The 13,584-nt window shown below is 56.6% G+C and carries 15 protein-coding genes; 9 read left to right on the top strand and 6 right to left on the bottom strand.

The window, feature by feature from the left end; all coding sequences use genetic code 11:
- Window positions 1–51 precede the first annotated feature (51 nt).
- Together ACYQ15_RS09755 and ACYQ15_RS09750 are read left to right on the top strand one after the other, a co-directional pair.
- Entirely contained in the window at window positions 52–2,439 is a 2,388-nt protein-coding gene (locus tag ACYQ15_RS09755) for an EAL domain-containing protein (protein ID WP_459937321.1), read from the top strand.
- A gap of 25 nt (window positions 2,440–2,464) precedes the next feature.
- Window positions 2,465–2,965 (top strand): C40 family peptidase, encoded by a 501-nt coding sequence (locus ACYQ15_RS09750; protein ID WP_459937320.1) that lies wholly within the window; start codon window positions 2,465–2,467, stop codon window positions 2,963–2,965.
- 73 nt (window positions 2,966–3,038) lie between these two features.
- On the opposite strand, the gene ACYQ15_RS09745 is transcribed toward ACYQ15_RS09750, so the two are convergent.
- Together ACYQ15_RS09745 and ACYQ15_RS09740 are read right to left on the bottom strand one after the other, a co-directional pair.
- Window positions 3,039–3,815, bottom strand: coding sequence for an RNA methyltransferase (locus ACYQ15_RS09745; RefSeq protein ID WP_459937319.1), 777 nt, complete (start codon window positions 3,813–3,815; stop codon window positions 3,039–3,041).
- Window positions 3,816–3,833: 18 nt separating this feature from the next.
- On the bottom strand, window positions 3,834–4,859 hold the full coding sequence (locus tag ACYQ15_RS09740; RefSeq protein WP_459937318.1) for a DUF933 domain-containing protein: 1,026 nt from the start codon (window positions 4,857–4,859) through the stop codon (window positions 3,834–3,836).
- Between the two features lie 348 nt (window positions 4,860–5,207).
- Between ACYQ15_RS09740 and ACYQ15_RS09735 the strand changes: the two genes are divergently transcribed.
- Window positions 5,208–5,513 (top strand): diacylglycerol kinase, encoded by a 306-nt coding sequence (locus ACYQ15_RS09735; RefSeq protein ID WP_459937317.1) that lies wholly within the window; start codon window positions 5,208–5,210, stop codon window positions 5,511–5,513.
- A gap of 80 nt (window positions 5,514–5,593) precedes the next feature.
- Here the strand turns inward: ACYQ15_RS09735 and ACYQ15_RS09730 are convergent, their stop codons facing one another.
- Together ACYQ15_RS09730 and ACYQ15_RS09725 are read right to left on the bottom strand one after the other, a co-directional pair.
- On the bottom strand, window positions 5,594–7,078 hold the full coding sequence (locus tag ACYQ15_RS09730; protein WP_459937316.1) for a sugar phosphate nucleotidyltransferase: 1,485 nt from the start codon (window positions 7,076–7,078) through the stop codon (window positions 5,594–5,596).
- Window positions 7,079–7,081: 3 nt separating this feature from the next.
- Window positions 7,082–7,777 carry a glycosyltransferase family 2 protein gene (locus tag ACYQ15_RS09725; protein WP_459937315.1) on the bottom strand — a complete coding sequence of 232 codons (696 nt, stop codon included), beginning with the start codon at window positions 7,775–7,777 and terminating at the stop codon, window positions 7,082–7,084.
- Window positions 7,778–7,959: 182 nt separating this feature from the next.
- On the opposite strand from ACYQ15_RS09725, the gene ACYQ15_RS09720 reads away from it, so the two are divergent.
- Window positions 7,960–8,430, top strand: a complete 471-nt coding sequence (locus tag ACYQ15_RS09720) for a YbhB/YbcL family Raf kinase inhibitor-like protein (protein WP_459937314.1) — start codon at window positions 7,960–7,962, stop codon at window positions 8,428–8,430.
- Between the two features lie 68 nt (window positions 8,431–8,498).
- Here ACYQ15_RS09720 and ACYQ15_RS09715 read toward each other — a convergent pair whose 3' ends face one another.
- Both ACYQ15_RS09715 and ACYQ15_RS09710 read right to left on the bottom strand, forming a co-directional pair.
- The gene (locus ACYQ15_RS09715) at window positions 8,499–9,596 is read right to left on the bottom strand and encodes a hypothetical protein (RefSeq protein ID WP_459937313.1); all 1,098 of its coding nucleotides are present in this window, start codon (window positions 9,594–9,596) and stop codon (window positions 8,499–8,501) included.
- 24 nt (window positions 9,597–9,620) lie between these two features.
- On the bottom strand, window positions 9,621–10,184 hold the full coding sequence (locus ACYQ15_RS09710; protein ID WP_459937312.1) for a class I SAM-dependent methyltransferase: 564 nt from the start codon (window positions 10,182–10,184) through the stop codon (window positions 9,621–9,623).
- Between the two features lie 29 nt (window positions 10,185–10,213).
- Here ACYQ15_RS09710 and ACYQ15_RS09705 point away from each other — a divergent pair, with 29 nt between their 5' ends.
- From ACYQ15_RS09705 to ACYQ15_RS09685, 5 genes are all read left to right on the top strand, one after another.
- Entirely contained in the window at window positions 10,214–10,573 is a 360-nt protein-coding gene (locus tag ACYQ15_RS09705) for a hypothetical protein (protein WP_459937311.1), read from the top strand.
- Window positions 10,574–10,832: 259 nt separating this feature from the next.
- Window positions 10,833–11,609, top strand: coding sequence for a hypothetical protein (locus tag ACYQ15_RS09700; protein ID WP_459937310.1), 777 nt, complete (start codon window positions 10,833–10,835; stop codon window positions 11,607–11,609).
- A 43-nt stretch (window positions 11,610–11,652) separates the two neighbouring features.
- Entirely contained in the window at window positions 11,653–12,558 is a 906-nt protein-coding gene (gene rfbA / locus ACYQ15_RS09695; RefSeq protein WP_459939568.1) for a glucose-1-phosphate thymidylyltransferase RfbA, read from the top strand.
- Entirely contained in the window at window positions 12,558–13,103 is a 546-nt protein-coding gene (rfbC, locus tag ACYQ15_RS09690) for a dTDP-4-dehydrorhamnose 3,5-epimerase (RefSeq protein WP_459937309.1), read from the top strand. The genes rfbA and rfbC overlap by 1 nt, the downstream gene beginning before the upstream one ends.
- A gap of 251 nt (window positions 13,104–13,354) precedes the next feature.
- A complete protein-coding gene (locus ACYQ15_RS09685; RefSeq protein ID WP_459937308.1) occupies window positions 13,355–13,570 on the top strand; it encodes a hypothetical protein in 216 nt (71 codons plus the stop codon).
- The last annotated feature ends 14 nt before the right edge of the window (window positions 13,571–13,584 follow it).

Below are 13,584 nucleotides of genomic sequence, written 5' to 3'. Positions count from 1 at the left end.
CAGGTAGCATTTTTTCATCGAGAGCCCTGACCCAACACCCGGAGTTACCCAATGCAGCTAGACAAAGCAGCAACGCCTTTGATTCTCGTGGTTGACGATGAATCCGTGAACAGGCTCATTCTGGAATCCAATCTCAAGAAATTCGAATTGCGGACCATTTCCGCATCCTCAGGTCAGGAGTGTCTGGAACTGGCTCGCAGGGAGAAGCCGGACCTGATCCTCTTGGACATCATCATGCCCGAAATGGATGGTTTCGAAACATGCCTGGCCCTCAAGAGCGAACAGGAATCAAGGGACATACCGGTCATTTTTCTCTCCGCTCTTACTGACAGCAGCATCAAGACCAAAGGTTTCGAGGCCGGGGGAGTCGATTATGTCAGCAAGCCCTTCGACTCCAGGGAACTGTTGGCCCGGGTGCGCACCCATTTGACCCTTCGCAACCAGGAAAAGCAGCTGCGACTGTATTCCGAAACGTTGGAGGACATGGTTGATGAGCGGACCAACAAGCTGAAGTCGGCTGAGAAGGAATTGCAGCGCAATTACGAAATGCAAACCGCTCTGAACCAGCTTTTGCAGCTTTCCCTGCAGGAACTGCCTTTGGAAAATCTGCTGCAGCAATGTCTGGAGAGTATTCTGGAAACGTCGTGGCTGGCATTGCAGAACAGGGGCTGCATATTTCTTCAGGAAGAGGCCGGCACACGATACAACATGTCTGCGCACAGTAACCTGCCGCCGATTATTCTGGATCGCTGCGCATCGATTTTACCTGGAGAATGCGCATGCGGGAAGGCCATCGAGGAACAAGAAATCATCGTTGTTCCGGATGACGCGCCGGCGCACAAGGCTCCGGCAAGCCTCATGCCTGATCCGCACAGTCATATTTGCGTACCGATCCGCTCCAAAGATTCGACCGTGGCCCTCATGAATCTCTACGCGGACAAAGGCCGCGGTTTAACGCAGCAGGATCTGGTTTTCCTGAAGGCCGTGGGCAGGACCCTGGCGCAGATTATTTTGTACAAGCGGACCGAACAACGGATTTTTCATCATGTGTACCACGAGCCGCTGACCAATCTGCCCAATCGTGCGGCCTTGCTGGATCGTTTGAACAAGGAAATCGAAAAGCTGCGCAGTGTCCCTGATTACAAATTTTCCCTGATCCTGGCCAACCTTGATCGCTTCAACCGGTTCAATGAAAGTCTGGGCTATGATCTGGGGGATAAGCTCATCCTTTCCAGCGCGCAGCGCATTCTGGTCAACCGGAAAGCGGAGGAGGAAGTCCTGCATCTCGGCGGCGACGGCTTTGCCGTTTTGATGAAGGATCTGAGCGAACCGGTTGCTCCCCTGCTCCTGGCGGAAAAAATTCTGGAGGCCCTCAAGCAGCCCCACCATCTGGACGACCAGGAACTCCAGACAACGGCATCCGCCGGAGTGGTCCTTTCCAATACGGGGTACGAACGGGCCGAGGATGTGCTGCGGGATGCGGACATTGCCCTGCACCAGGCCAAGAACAAGGGACGGGGCCGGTTTGAAGTGTTCAACTGCCTGATGCATCAAAAAGCCAGGCAGACCATGCAGATGTTCATGGATCTGCGCCTGGCGCTGCAGCGAAACGAATTCGTGCTGTTCTATCAACCCATCATCTGCCTGTCTTCCGGACGTGCCGAGGGGGTGGAAGCCCTCATTCGCTGGTTTCATCCCGCACAGGGGATGGTCAGCCCCGGCGAATTCATCCCTCTGGCCGAAGAAACCGGTTTGATTCTGCCCATCGGCCGATGGGTGCTTGAACGGGCTTGCCTGGACATGCTGCAGTTTGCCGAGGATCTGGGCTTTTCAGAACCAATGATGGTCAGCGTCAATCTTTCGGCAAAGCAATTTGCCCAGAAGGATTTGTTCGAACAGGTGGAGGCCATTCTCGAGTGTACGGGGTTTCCGCCGCAATGCCTGAAACTGGAGATCACGGAAAGCGTCATCATGGAGAACGCCGAGGCGGCCGTGCGCATTCTGGATCGCTTGAAAAAGCTGGGCATCAAGATTTCCATCGACGATTTTGGTACCGGCTACTCATCCCTGTCCTACCTGAATCGTTTCTCCGCAGACATTCTCAAGGTAGATCGCTCTTTCGTAAGCCGAATGCATTTGGGTGGAGAAAACCTGGAAATTGTCCGGACCATCGTCACCCTGGCCCAGGCCATGAAGATGATGGTTATCGCCGAAGGCGTGGAGACCAAGGAAGAAATGGATGCCCTGATCGCGCTCAAGTGCGAGTACGCTCAGGGCTATTATTTTGCCAAGCCGATGCCCCTGGACCAGCTTCGGGGCTCCCAGATGTTCGGTGAATCAGAGGATCGCAGAGGGCTCACAGCCGATAGACGCGGAAAACTCCCGGACCGTCGGGCGAGCAATGGCCGCCGGGCATCGGACTACTGCAAGGAAACCTGATTCGAAACACGACCAAGGGGGGCACATGCCGACAACCAAAGCCGTGGTTTTTGGTCTGTTTGTGGTTATCCTGACAACCTTGACCGGATGCGCCGCAAAGCACGCTCCGCCGCGTCCCGCCATTCCCGGCAGCGTTGCCGAGTCCATCATCCAGACCGCCATCGGCCAGACCGGACGAGCCTATGTCTGGGGAGGAAGCTCGCCGGAAGCGGGATTCGACTGCTCCGGACTCGTGACCTGGGTTTATGGGCAAAACGGCTTTCATCTGCCCCGGACCACCCGTGAGCAACTCCAGGAAGGGACGGCCATACCGCTGAACCAGCTTCAGGCCGCGGACCTGGTTTTCTTTCGCATCGGCAGGCGGGGTTCGTATCATGTGGGCATCGCCACAGGCCGCGGTACCTTCATTCACAGCCCCAAGCCGGGCAGCCGGGTACGCGAGGAGAGCCTCTTCGTCACCTACTGGCAGCAACGGCTGATCGGCGCCCGCAGAATCATTCCCGTCATGCAAGCCGCCGGGGAATAGCCGTCCACAGCATGGCCCTGGTCATCGGCCATGGTGGTATGCGGTTCCGACAGTGAATCGCTGAACACGGCCGTCAGCCTTCTCCATTCTCTCTTTTTCCCAGCGCCCAGTTCATCTGGCGGCAGACCCCCATCAAGACGTTGTATTCGTCCCGGTGCAGGCCCTTGCGGTGCCAGAAGCGGCGCAACCGGAGCATCCAGTAGTCCGGATTGTCTTGCGGGATGAAGTCGATTGTCGTGAGCAGCTTTTGCAACACGCTGAACAGCGCTTCCTGCTCCGCATGGGTTACATGGTCGGAGCGGGGCTTTATCGGCGTATCCTTCCGGTGCCTCCGGGCAGCCTGCAGGCATTCATAGAGCAGCACCAGCACTGCCTGGGCCAGGTTCAGGGAAACGCTGGATCGAGCGGTGGGAATGGAGATCAGGTGGCTGCAGGCCTCGATTTCCGCATTGGTCAATCCTCGATCTTCCGGGCCGAAAACCAGGGCCACCTCGTGGCCTTCCAGAAGCTGTTCGACGATCCGGGCGGCGGCCTGGGCCGGGGTGAGCAGCGTCTTGCGCCGCCCGCCCAGACGGGCCGTGGTTCCGTAGACCTGCGTGAAGGGGCCCAGGGCCTGGGAAAGATCCGGGACGGTCACGGCCTGTTCCAGAAGGTGTTCGGCATGCACAGTGGCCAGGGGCAGGGCCCGTTCATGGTCGTAATTGCGCGGATCCACCAGGATGATCCGCTTGCAGCCCATGTTCAGGCAGGCCCGGCCCACGGCGCCGACGTTTTCCGGATGCTTGGGGCGAAACAGGACCACGGCCAGTCGCTCCAGGAGATCGACGGCGGGATCTTCAGCCGGGGTCATGACCAGATGATGCGGCGCTTATACATTGAACCGGAACTCCACGATGTCGCCGTCCTTGACAATGTACTCCTTGCCTTCCAGCCGCAGCAGACCGCGTTCCTTGGCTGTCTTGAAGTTCTTGCAGGCAAGAAAATCCTCCCAGCCCAGCACCTCGGCCCGGATGAAGCCGCGCTGGATGTCCGAGTGGATCACGCCGGCGGCTTCCTGGGCGGGTTGCCCGGCTCGCAGAGGCCAAGCCCGGACTTCCTTTTCTCCGGCCGTGAGGAAGGTGATCAGCCCCAGCAGCTTGTAGACGCCGCCGACCACCAGATCCAGGGCGGACCGCTCCATGCCCAGGTCGCTCATGAAGGCCTGGCGCTCCTCCTGGTCCTGCAGCTCGGACAATTCCCGCTCCAGTCGAGCGGAAACCGCGATGTGCACCACGCCCTTGTTCTGTTCCTTGACCGATTCGGGAATGCTGAACTCCGCCAGCTTGTCCTCGCTCACGTTCCAGGCCCAGAGCACGGGCTTGGCCGAGAGAAACCGGAATCCCCGCAGTTTCGGCTGAGCCAGCAGGGCCTCGTTCTCGCGCAAAGGCAGTTGCCGGTCCAGATGCTCCTTGGCCTGGAGCAGGGCTGTTTCCTCTTCCGGATCGTGGAGGTGCTTGGCCTTTTTCTTGTCCTGGGCGATGCGCTCCAGGCGCTTCTCCACCACCGCCATGTCCGCGATGATGAAGTCCGTTTCCATGGCCTCCAGTTGTTCCCCGGCCAGGGCCCCGCCGGAAAAGCCGTCCAGCACGGCCAGCAGGCAGTCATGGGGCCGGACCTCGTTCAGCACCCGGTCGCCCAGGCCGCCGCCCTTGGCCCCGGCCGCGCCGGGCAGATCCAGAAGTTCAATCTCGGTGAAGGTTATTTTCGGTGGTTTGTACAGTTCGGCCAGGGGGGCCAGTCGCGGCTCCGGCACCTTGACCATGGCCCGGCCGGTCTGGGATGCCGCCGTGCCGGCCAGTGCCGCGAACAATTCGCTCTTGCCCGCTCCGGCAAAACCAATCAATGCTGTTTTCATGATCAACTCCGTAATGTTTGTGATGCAGATGCGGATTAGAGGCATCGGCAGGGATTGTCAAAGACTGGACGCAGGCCTGCCGGTAATGTCCGTTTTCTTGGATTCGACAAGCGGTTTGAAGATGGACCGGGCAAAGGGCACGGGGTGGGAATATGAACGCGCTTCTTGTGGAGGGACCGGGTAAGGCGTTACGAAAGGACCGTGCGTACAGCGGCTCGGGCGAAGAATGTCAGTTCAGGAAGCAGGATCGTCTCGGCGACGATCATCATTGTAAAATGTGAGGGTGATATCTTGGAAAAACGAGGATTACGAGGAATACCCCGTCTGGCACGGGCAGCGATTTGTTCGATGCAGGGACTGGGTTTTGCGTGGAAGAACCAGGAAGCGTTCCGCCTGGAAGTGCTCGCGGCCCTGGTATTGATTCCCTTGGCCTTCTGGTGGGGCGGCAATGCCGTGGAGCGGATTCTGCTCATCGGCAGCGTTGTACTGGTCATGATTGTTGAATTGCTCAACAGCGCCGTGGAAACCGTTGTGGACAGGATCGGCATGGAGGATAACGTCCTGTCCGGAATGGCCAAGGACATCAGCTCCGCGGCCGTCCTCCTGGCCCTGATCCTCGTTCCGGTGGTCTGGGGTTTGATACTGCTGGGGTGATCAGGGTTATCCCAAAGTAAGAATATTTCAGGTTCTTGTCCTTAAAATGCTTCCAGTCATGACCAGGATGGAACGGCTGTCTACCCCGCGGCGGAGCTTTTGGTACGGGAGGCCTGGGACGGAGAATGAAAAAAGTAGCGCAGACGTCGGCTGACGATCAGCGCCAGGAAGCGCATGGCGGTGGAAGGCCGCTGGTATGCGCGAGCCAGGGAGCAGCTGCGATTGAAGTAGTTCACCGGGATTTCGATTACCCGCTGTCGCTCCTGCAAAAGCTCGATGACCATCTCGGCCGAGAATTCGGGGCCCCTGGCGCTGAGGCGGTCCTGAACATTGACATAGGCTGATCGCCATATCGCCCGAAAGGTGCAGCCCACATCGGTGAGCCTGGCCTCCCGGTTCCACCAGAAGGTCTCCAACAGCTTGCCCAGAATAATGTTGGCCAAGCGAACCACCCCGCGCATGTGCGATCCCTGAACCACGAGTTTGCGGGTGGTCCGGGTGCCGATGACCATATCAGCCTCCCGCAGGTACGTTAACAGCTTGGCCGTGTCCCGGGCCGGAAAACTGTAGTCGGCCTCGGTCAGGATCAGGATGTCTCCATCCATTTGTCCCAAGGCGTACTTGATCTTCTCTCCGTACAGCACGTACTCCTTGGGACAGCGGATCACCCGCACGTCCGGATCGGTTATCTGCGCCTCCACCGAATTCTCGGCGGGGACTACCAGGTACACGGTATGGATTTCCTTGGCCTCACGGTATCGGTTCACGGTAAAGGCCAGGTTTTCCTCGTCTCCCTGGGCGTAGATCAGCAAATCGACCCGCTTCTCGTTGAACAGGCGACTGCGCTCGTTGAAGCGGGCTTGTTGCAGGGAGTCCCGGTCATTAATATTGACGTAGGTTCCTTCAAGCTCAAAATAGTCCAGCCGCTCACCCTGTTCCACCAGGCTTCCCAGGAAATTGACGAACTCCACGTATCCCGTCTTGGACCGGGCAAAGGCGTCCTCCAACAAGGGAGCAAGCCTGGGACTGAACAAAAAGGTTCCGCTCCCCATGATGTCGTTGTCGATGTGCTTCGGCTTTTCCACAAGGCCGGTGATGCGCTTGCCGTCCTTGTAAATGGCGTAGTTGCGCTCGATCAGGGACTGATCGTCCACTCGCTGCCCAGCGCAAACTCCCAGCGCGTCGCCCAGGTCGTAAGAGGCCAGTTCCGAATGGTTTGAGCCGAAATACGATTCGTCGCAAAGCATCATGCAAAAGGGGCCGTCCATGTATTTGCTGCCGAGGAAGACGGAATAGGCCAAACCTTTCTCCAGAGCCGTGTTCTCCACATAATGCAGGGAAACACCCAGTCGGGACCCGTCCCCGAAATATTTCCTGATTGTTTCTCCCAAATGGCCGATGACGATGGTGATCTCCGAGATGCCCATTTTGTCGCACATGATGCGGATGATCCGCTCAAGATTGGGCGTGCCGTTGATTTCCAACATTCCCTTATGAATATCGTGCGTGTACGGCCGTGCACGAACTCCCTTGCCGGCGGCGGGGATCAGACCCTTGAGTCCCATCCGTTACATTCCTCTTGTTTTGGTTCGAAGATAAAAGGCCATGATCAGCCACAAAAACTTTGTGGTTTCAGAAACGTGCTTCATTTTTGCTTTGCCGGTGGCTCGTTGCTCGAAGCGAACCGGGTAGTCGTGAATCATATACCCTCGGTTGGACAACCGGACCGCCAGTTCGAGCACGTGCTCGAAACCCTTGCGCTGGAACGTCATCCCCTGGATGCATTCGCGACGCAAAGCCTTGCAGCCGGTGTACAAGTCGGTGGTGTTTTGCTTAAAAAGCACGTTGAAGAGCATCGAAATGAGCTTGTTGCCGAACATCTTCACCGGGTTCATTCCGGCCTCTGAGGCATCGGCCTTGTTCAGCAGGCGGCTGGCATACACCACGTCGTGCTCTTGAAGCGCCGCCAGCAGGCCGGGAATGCATTCAGGAGGGTACTCGCAGTCCGCGTCGATGATCACGATTTGGGAAGCGGAAGTCCGGCGCATCCCATTGATCAGCGAGCCTCCGTAGCCTTCATTTTTCTCGTGCTCGATCAGTTGAACCCCTGGAAAGGAACGGATAATCGACACGCTGTCGTCCGTGGATGCATTGTCCACGAAAACCAGATTCATATCCACGCCCGTTCGGCGCACGCGTTCGAAAAACCTCGGCAGGGCCTCGGCTTCGTTAAGCACGGGGACAATTACGTCAACATCAGCCACCTTCATCCTCCTCGGAAAAGAATGAATCAAGTTTACATTTCGGGTAACTACTCAGCACTTTCAGAAGCGCTGGAGTCGCTGTTTACTTGTGCCCACAGGTAGCGGTTTTATATGAATATCACAAGGAACGGTCTTGAGGGCAATTTCTCCCCTTTCCAGCCAACGAAAATGGAGGTGTTCCGATGTTGCAGCTGAAATCTACGAACTTTACGGACATGAGCGAGATTCCCGTCAAACATACCTGCGATGGGGAGGATCTTTCTCCTGAGTTGTCCTGGAGCGGCGCTCCACCGGGCGTCAAAAGCTTCGTGTTGATCGTCGACGACCCGGATGCCCCGGACCCGCTTAATCCCCGGATGACCTGGGTTCACTGGATTCTGTACAACCTGCCGGCTGAATCGACGTCCCTGCCCGAAGGAGTGGGTGAAACAGATCTCCCGCAGGGAACGCTTCCCGGGCTCAACGACTGGAAAAAAACCGGGTACGGCGGCCCCTGTCCGCCGGTTGGCAGCCACCGCTACTTCCACAAGCTCTACGCATTGGACGTTGTCCTGCCGGACCTCAACAAGCCGCATAAAGCGGAGTTGGAGGAGGCCATGAAAGGACACGTTCTGGACAGCGCCGAGCTGGTCGGGGTGTATCAACGGCGGTAAGAAAATGGGTATGAACCCGGGAGCGGGCGCGCGTGCCGGATGGCGGTGGAGGGAGTTCAGGTGGACGATCAGTCTGTCGGCTGGAGTCGCAGGGACAATTCGCGCAATTTGTCCGAGAGCAGCAGAAACGTCTCGATTCGTTCGGGATGTCCATGGATGCGCCGCCAAAACCACTCGCTGAGGTAGAGCAGTTCGGCTTCGGTCAGTGCGGGCCTTGGGTCGCCCTCCTCGAAAACGGCTAGAAGATCCTGTCTGGCCTGTTCCCTGACGGCAATGGCCCGCATGATGCCCTGGGCCGCGGCATCGCGTTCCAGGCGTTCGTCCAGAATCCGGAGCTGATCTTCAGGCGCCTCTTGTTTGGCCCGTTCCAGTTCGGATTCGGCCTGCTGGTAGCGGGAGTGGGCGGCAAACGCAGAGGTCTGGCCCAGCAGCCACTGTTCCGTGAGCGAAATGGATTCGGGGTGCAGAGCGAACAGCTCCATGGCTTGGGCCAGAGCAGCGGCGGCGCCGGAGGCAAGGCGATAGAAATCCTGCTGTTCCGGAACCGTCAGCTCGCGATGTGCAAAAGTGTCGTCGGAGGCCGGAAATGCCCAGGTGGCGGATCGAAGGGCTTCGTCCAGAGCCTGTTCGAAAAAAGGATGAAAAATCATCCAGATGTTTTCTATGGCTTCCGGCTGGAGCAGATTGCTGAATATCTCCTCACGACCTTCCAGGAGTGACGGACTTTGGTGTTCCAACCCCACAAGGGCCATGCCGTAGCGCCGGTTCAAGCCGGAAAAATGGATCTGCAGGCGGCCGGTGGAGGAGGGATTCATTTCCGAGCCGGGTGGAAAGTATCCCGTGACGATCTGTTCGGCCAGATCGTCAAAAAATCCCATGGTGATATTTGTGAAGCCGATCAGCTCCGGTTCCGGTTCCGTTTCGTCAGGAACGTCCTCCGTGTCCTCAGGAATGACATCCCTTGGTTCGCTCACCTCTGGTTCAGGCTCCATCGGGAAGGGCGAAGGGGGCAGGAAAGCGAAGGGGGGAATCTGGTCCGGTTCCGTCGGGATGGAGGGAGCTTCAACAGTATCCGTGGGGGGCTGGTCCGCCGGCTCCCACAAAACGACCAGCACGGCGGCCAGGATAAGAATGCCTCCAATCACTACCAGCAGGGCTTTGCGCATGTCGCCTCTCCTGCACGTGAACGATCACTTCATGGCTTCATAAATCCGCATCGGGGGGATGTTCAACAGTTCGAACTCCGACTTCACCTGCTTGAAAAATTGCTTCAGATGTAAAAGCAGATGTTCGTCCTTCTGGTAGAATGTCTGGTAGGCCAGGAATTTTCCATTCTCAGCGAGGGTATCGTGGGTCTGCTGGATAATGTCCTGTCGGGTCTGCTGGTCGATGTAGGAGAAGGGGATTCCGGAAATGATGTAGTCCGGTTTGTTGGGCAACTGCCCGTTGACCAGAGCGCCGACATTCTCAGCACTGTCGTTGTACATGTGAATTCGCTGATCCCGGAATGATTTCTGGAGGCACTTGAACATGTCCTGGTTACGTTCGATGAGAACCAAATGTGCAGTGGGGTGCATCTTCTTCAGGAGGTACTCCGTAAAGACTCCTGATCCAGGACCGTATTCAACAATCACATTGGCTTTGGAAAAATCTATCTTCCTGCAAACCCGTTTCACGCCGAAGGGCGACGTGGGCGTGATGGAAGCGACGTTTCTGTCACGCAAAAAGCATTTGACGTAATTCATTGTACTCATGATATTTATGCGTCCATGGAAAGATGTGAATGAGCCGGCGAGAAATACCGGCGGAAAAGTGTATCATCCCGCGAAACAGGTACTGCCGGGCTGGGAAAAAACCCTGTTTTGCTTCGCGCCCGCAAATGCTATTGTGTTCATTCGGCATCCAAATGGCAAGCCCGAACATGAAAAATGTCGACGAGTCAGGATCTGGAAAACAGGTTCATGGCGGCATTTCTTTTTTCAAATCGGCCGTTAAGCGCTTTGGATTTGGGCACAACGCGTTTTTGATAAACACCATGACTGAAGAAAATCGTACGGCCTGCCTCCGTGAGCCCGCGCTGCTCATCTCCAAATTGAACTGCCAATTCGTCGGATTGTCATCTCAGACAGGTACTTATGGATGATATTGTGTTTTTGACTTTCATGTCAAAGAATGTTTTTCTTTGATTTTGGCAACTATTCAGCACATCCGGTGTTTGATCATTCACCTGTAATGGATTCCGGCTTTTGCCGGAAATGACTTGTGGCGCAAACCCGTTTTCATATCAGTCATGCCGGTGAACGCCGGTGCTAACGATATTCGGTTCTTCTTTTCAAATTTGACTGAATTGATGGTTTACTGGGAGAGCATGTTCTGACGCATCGAAGATCTGGGGTGATGAGGTGAACAACATATCGAGTATTGCCGATGAGATGGCAACGGAAATTCTTACAGAAGCCGCAGATACGTTTTTCGGTCAACGCAAAACCCTTGAAGAAAATCTTGCGCGCTTCAACTCCAGGGTGGAGCAGCTTGAAAGCGTGGGAAAACAGGCCCTGCAGATGCAAGGCGTGTTGCATGGAATCCTGTTGAACGAGACGGTAACGCAAGAATTTTACAGGACGTTGGAGCTTCCTGAACCCGAAACCGTGGAGAGTCTCCCGGCGGAGCTGGTGGCCCGGCACGTTTTCCGCCAAAGAGCTTGGACACTGCGCGGCAGATTCACCAAGCTGCTTTTGACCGTCTATAGGCAAACCCAGACCACTGTTGACGAATACCTGTACGGAAGCTACCGGGATGACCCCGAGCATCCCAAAAGAAAAATCGCCGTAACAGGATATAATAAACTGTTGGAATGGGCGGATGAGTTGAACAGGAACATCAACAAGCTGAATACGGAGCAGTCTGCAAGCGAAGTGTTGCATTTCGTCAAGGGCCTGGATAGGGAGACCTGCGCCATGGAAAAGGCCGCCGGAGCATCATGCGAAATGGGACGGGACAGGGGGATGCTGTTTTCGTGTATTGATGTTGCTTCACTGGGGTTGCCGAACTTGCCTGAATATCCTCGACTCCAGCGCGTGGAACCGCAACTGCGTCGATTCGCCCAGGACACCTGCGCAAATTGCGGCCCTGAAGTGGCGGCGCTGTTCAAGGAGTTGGGACGATATTGGCGGAAATAATCTTAACAGAACGTGTCTGATACAGGGAGGGGGCGTGACTGCTTTGAACAAGCGCAAGGGAATCATTCTCGCCGGCGGCTCGGGGACGCGGCTGTATCCGCTGACCAGAGCGGTGAGCAAGCAGCTGATGGCCGTGTACGACAAGCCGATGATCTATTATCCGTTAAGTGTGATGATGCTGGCCGGCATCCGGGAGATCCTCGTGGTCTCCACACCCGAGGACGGACCGGCTTTTTCAACTTTGCTGGGCGACGGATCGCAGTGGGGTTTGCGGCTGCAATATGCGACCCAACCTGAACCCGGCGGCATTGCCCAGGCGTTTCTGATTGGACGTGAATTTCTGGCCGGACAACCTTGCGCCTTGATCCTAGGAGACAATATTTTTTACGGCCATGGACTGACCGAGAAGCTGCGCCGGGCCATGACAACGGAAAAGGGCGCCACGGTTTTCGGGTACTGGGTCAGCGATCCCGAACGCTACGGCGTGGTGGATTTCGATGATAGCGGAAGGGCCGTCAGCATCGAAGAAAAGCCGACCAATCCTAAATCCAACTGGGCGGTCACCGGGCTGTATTTTTACGATCAGCAGGTCGTGGAGATTGCCTCCGGGCTGAAGCCTTCGCCGCGCGGAGAGTTGGAGATCACGGATGTGAACATGGTCTATCTGCACCAGGGTGAACTGCAGGTGGAGTGCCTCGGCAGAGGGCATGCCTGGCTGGATACGGGAACCCACGCCTCTCTGCTCCAGGCAGGCAATTTCGTGCAGACCATGGAGGAACGCCAAGGCTTGAAAATCGCTTGTCCCGAGGAAATCGCCTACGCCAATGGCTGGATCAGCGCGGAGGATGTCTTGAGTCTTGCCAGGCCGTTGCGCAAGAGCGGCTATGGGAACTATCTGGAGGCGCTTGTGCGGCGGGATCCGTTTACATTGGAAAGGGTGGCGAGCTAATGAACGTTATTGAAACGCCTCTTGCCGGGGTACTGCTGATCACCCCTCGCGCCTTCGGCGATGCCCGAGGTTTTTTTCTGGAGACATATCAGGCCGATCGCTATGCAGAGGCCGGGATTCATGCCGCATTTGTCCAGGACAACCATTCCCGGTCCAGCCGCGGCGTACTGCGCGGTCTGCACTACCAGATCGGCAGGCCCCAGGGAAAGCTGGTCATGGTGACGCGCGGAGCGGTTTTTGACGTTGCCGTGGACATCCGGAAAGGCTCTTCGACCTTTGGTCGGTGGTACGGCGTGGAACTCAGCGACGCCAATCATATGCAGCTGTACGTGCCACCGGGCTTTGCCCATGGATTCTGCGTGCTCTCGGAAACGGCGGACTTTCTCTACAAGTGCACCGAATATTATGCTCCGGAAGCCGAACGGGCCATCATTTGGAACGACCCGAACATCGGCATCGACTGGCCCATCGTTGAACCGAGCCTTTCGGCCAAGGACGCTGCCGCACCGCAACTGAAGGATGTGCCGTCGGAAGATCTTTTCTGAAGCCGTTGCACAGATGAAATCCAAAGGCCGGAACGCGTCAGCGTTCCGGCCTTTTTTTATTAATCCGCTCCAATGCAAATCCTCACCATCACGACTATCGAATAATCTGATGGAAAAGAACAATGCCCATTGGTGAAAACGATTGGACGGAATTCCGAAAAGTGGGATATGAAATGTCGCGACAAGTTCAATGATGTTTCAGCAATACGTCCTGGTTTCGTAACAGCTCAAGTAAAACGGCAACCAACGCAATGCAACTCTACTTCACCTGTCCCGTTCTGGCTTCCGGATTCTGGTCCGAGCAGTGGAGCGTTGGCCGGGATCTGCGCGTGGAAGGTTCCGCGGAGGGGGAAAGGCGTCTGTCCGGAACGGTCACCGTACCCTGCCCATACTGCAAGGCTGCGCATACATATCGGCCGGATGAACTGCCCTGCCCGCTCGAGGCCGCGCCGGAGAACGGAGCGTAGCGGTGCAACAATAC

This window comes from Desulfonatronum parangueonense (assembly GCF_054656975.1).
The sequence above is the reverse complement of the archived record's forward strand: the minus strand, read 5'-3'. Positions and strand labels throughout refer to the sequence as shown.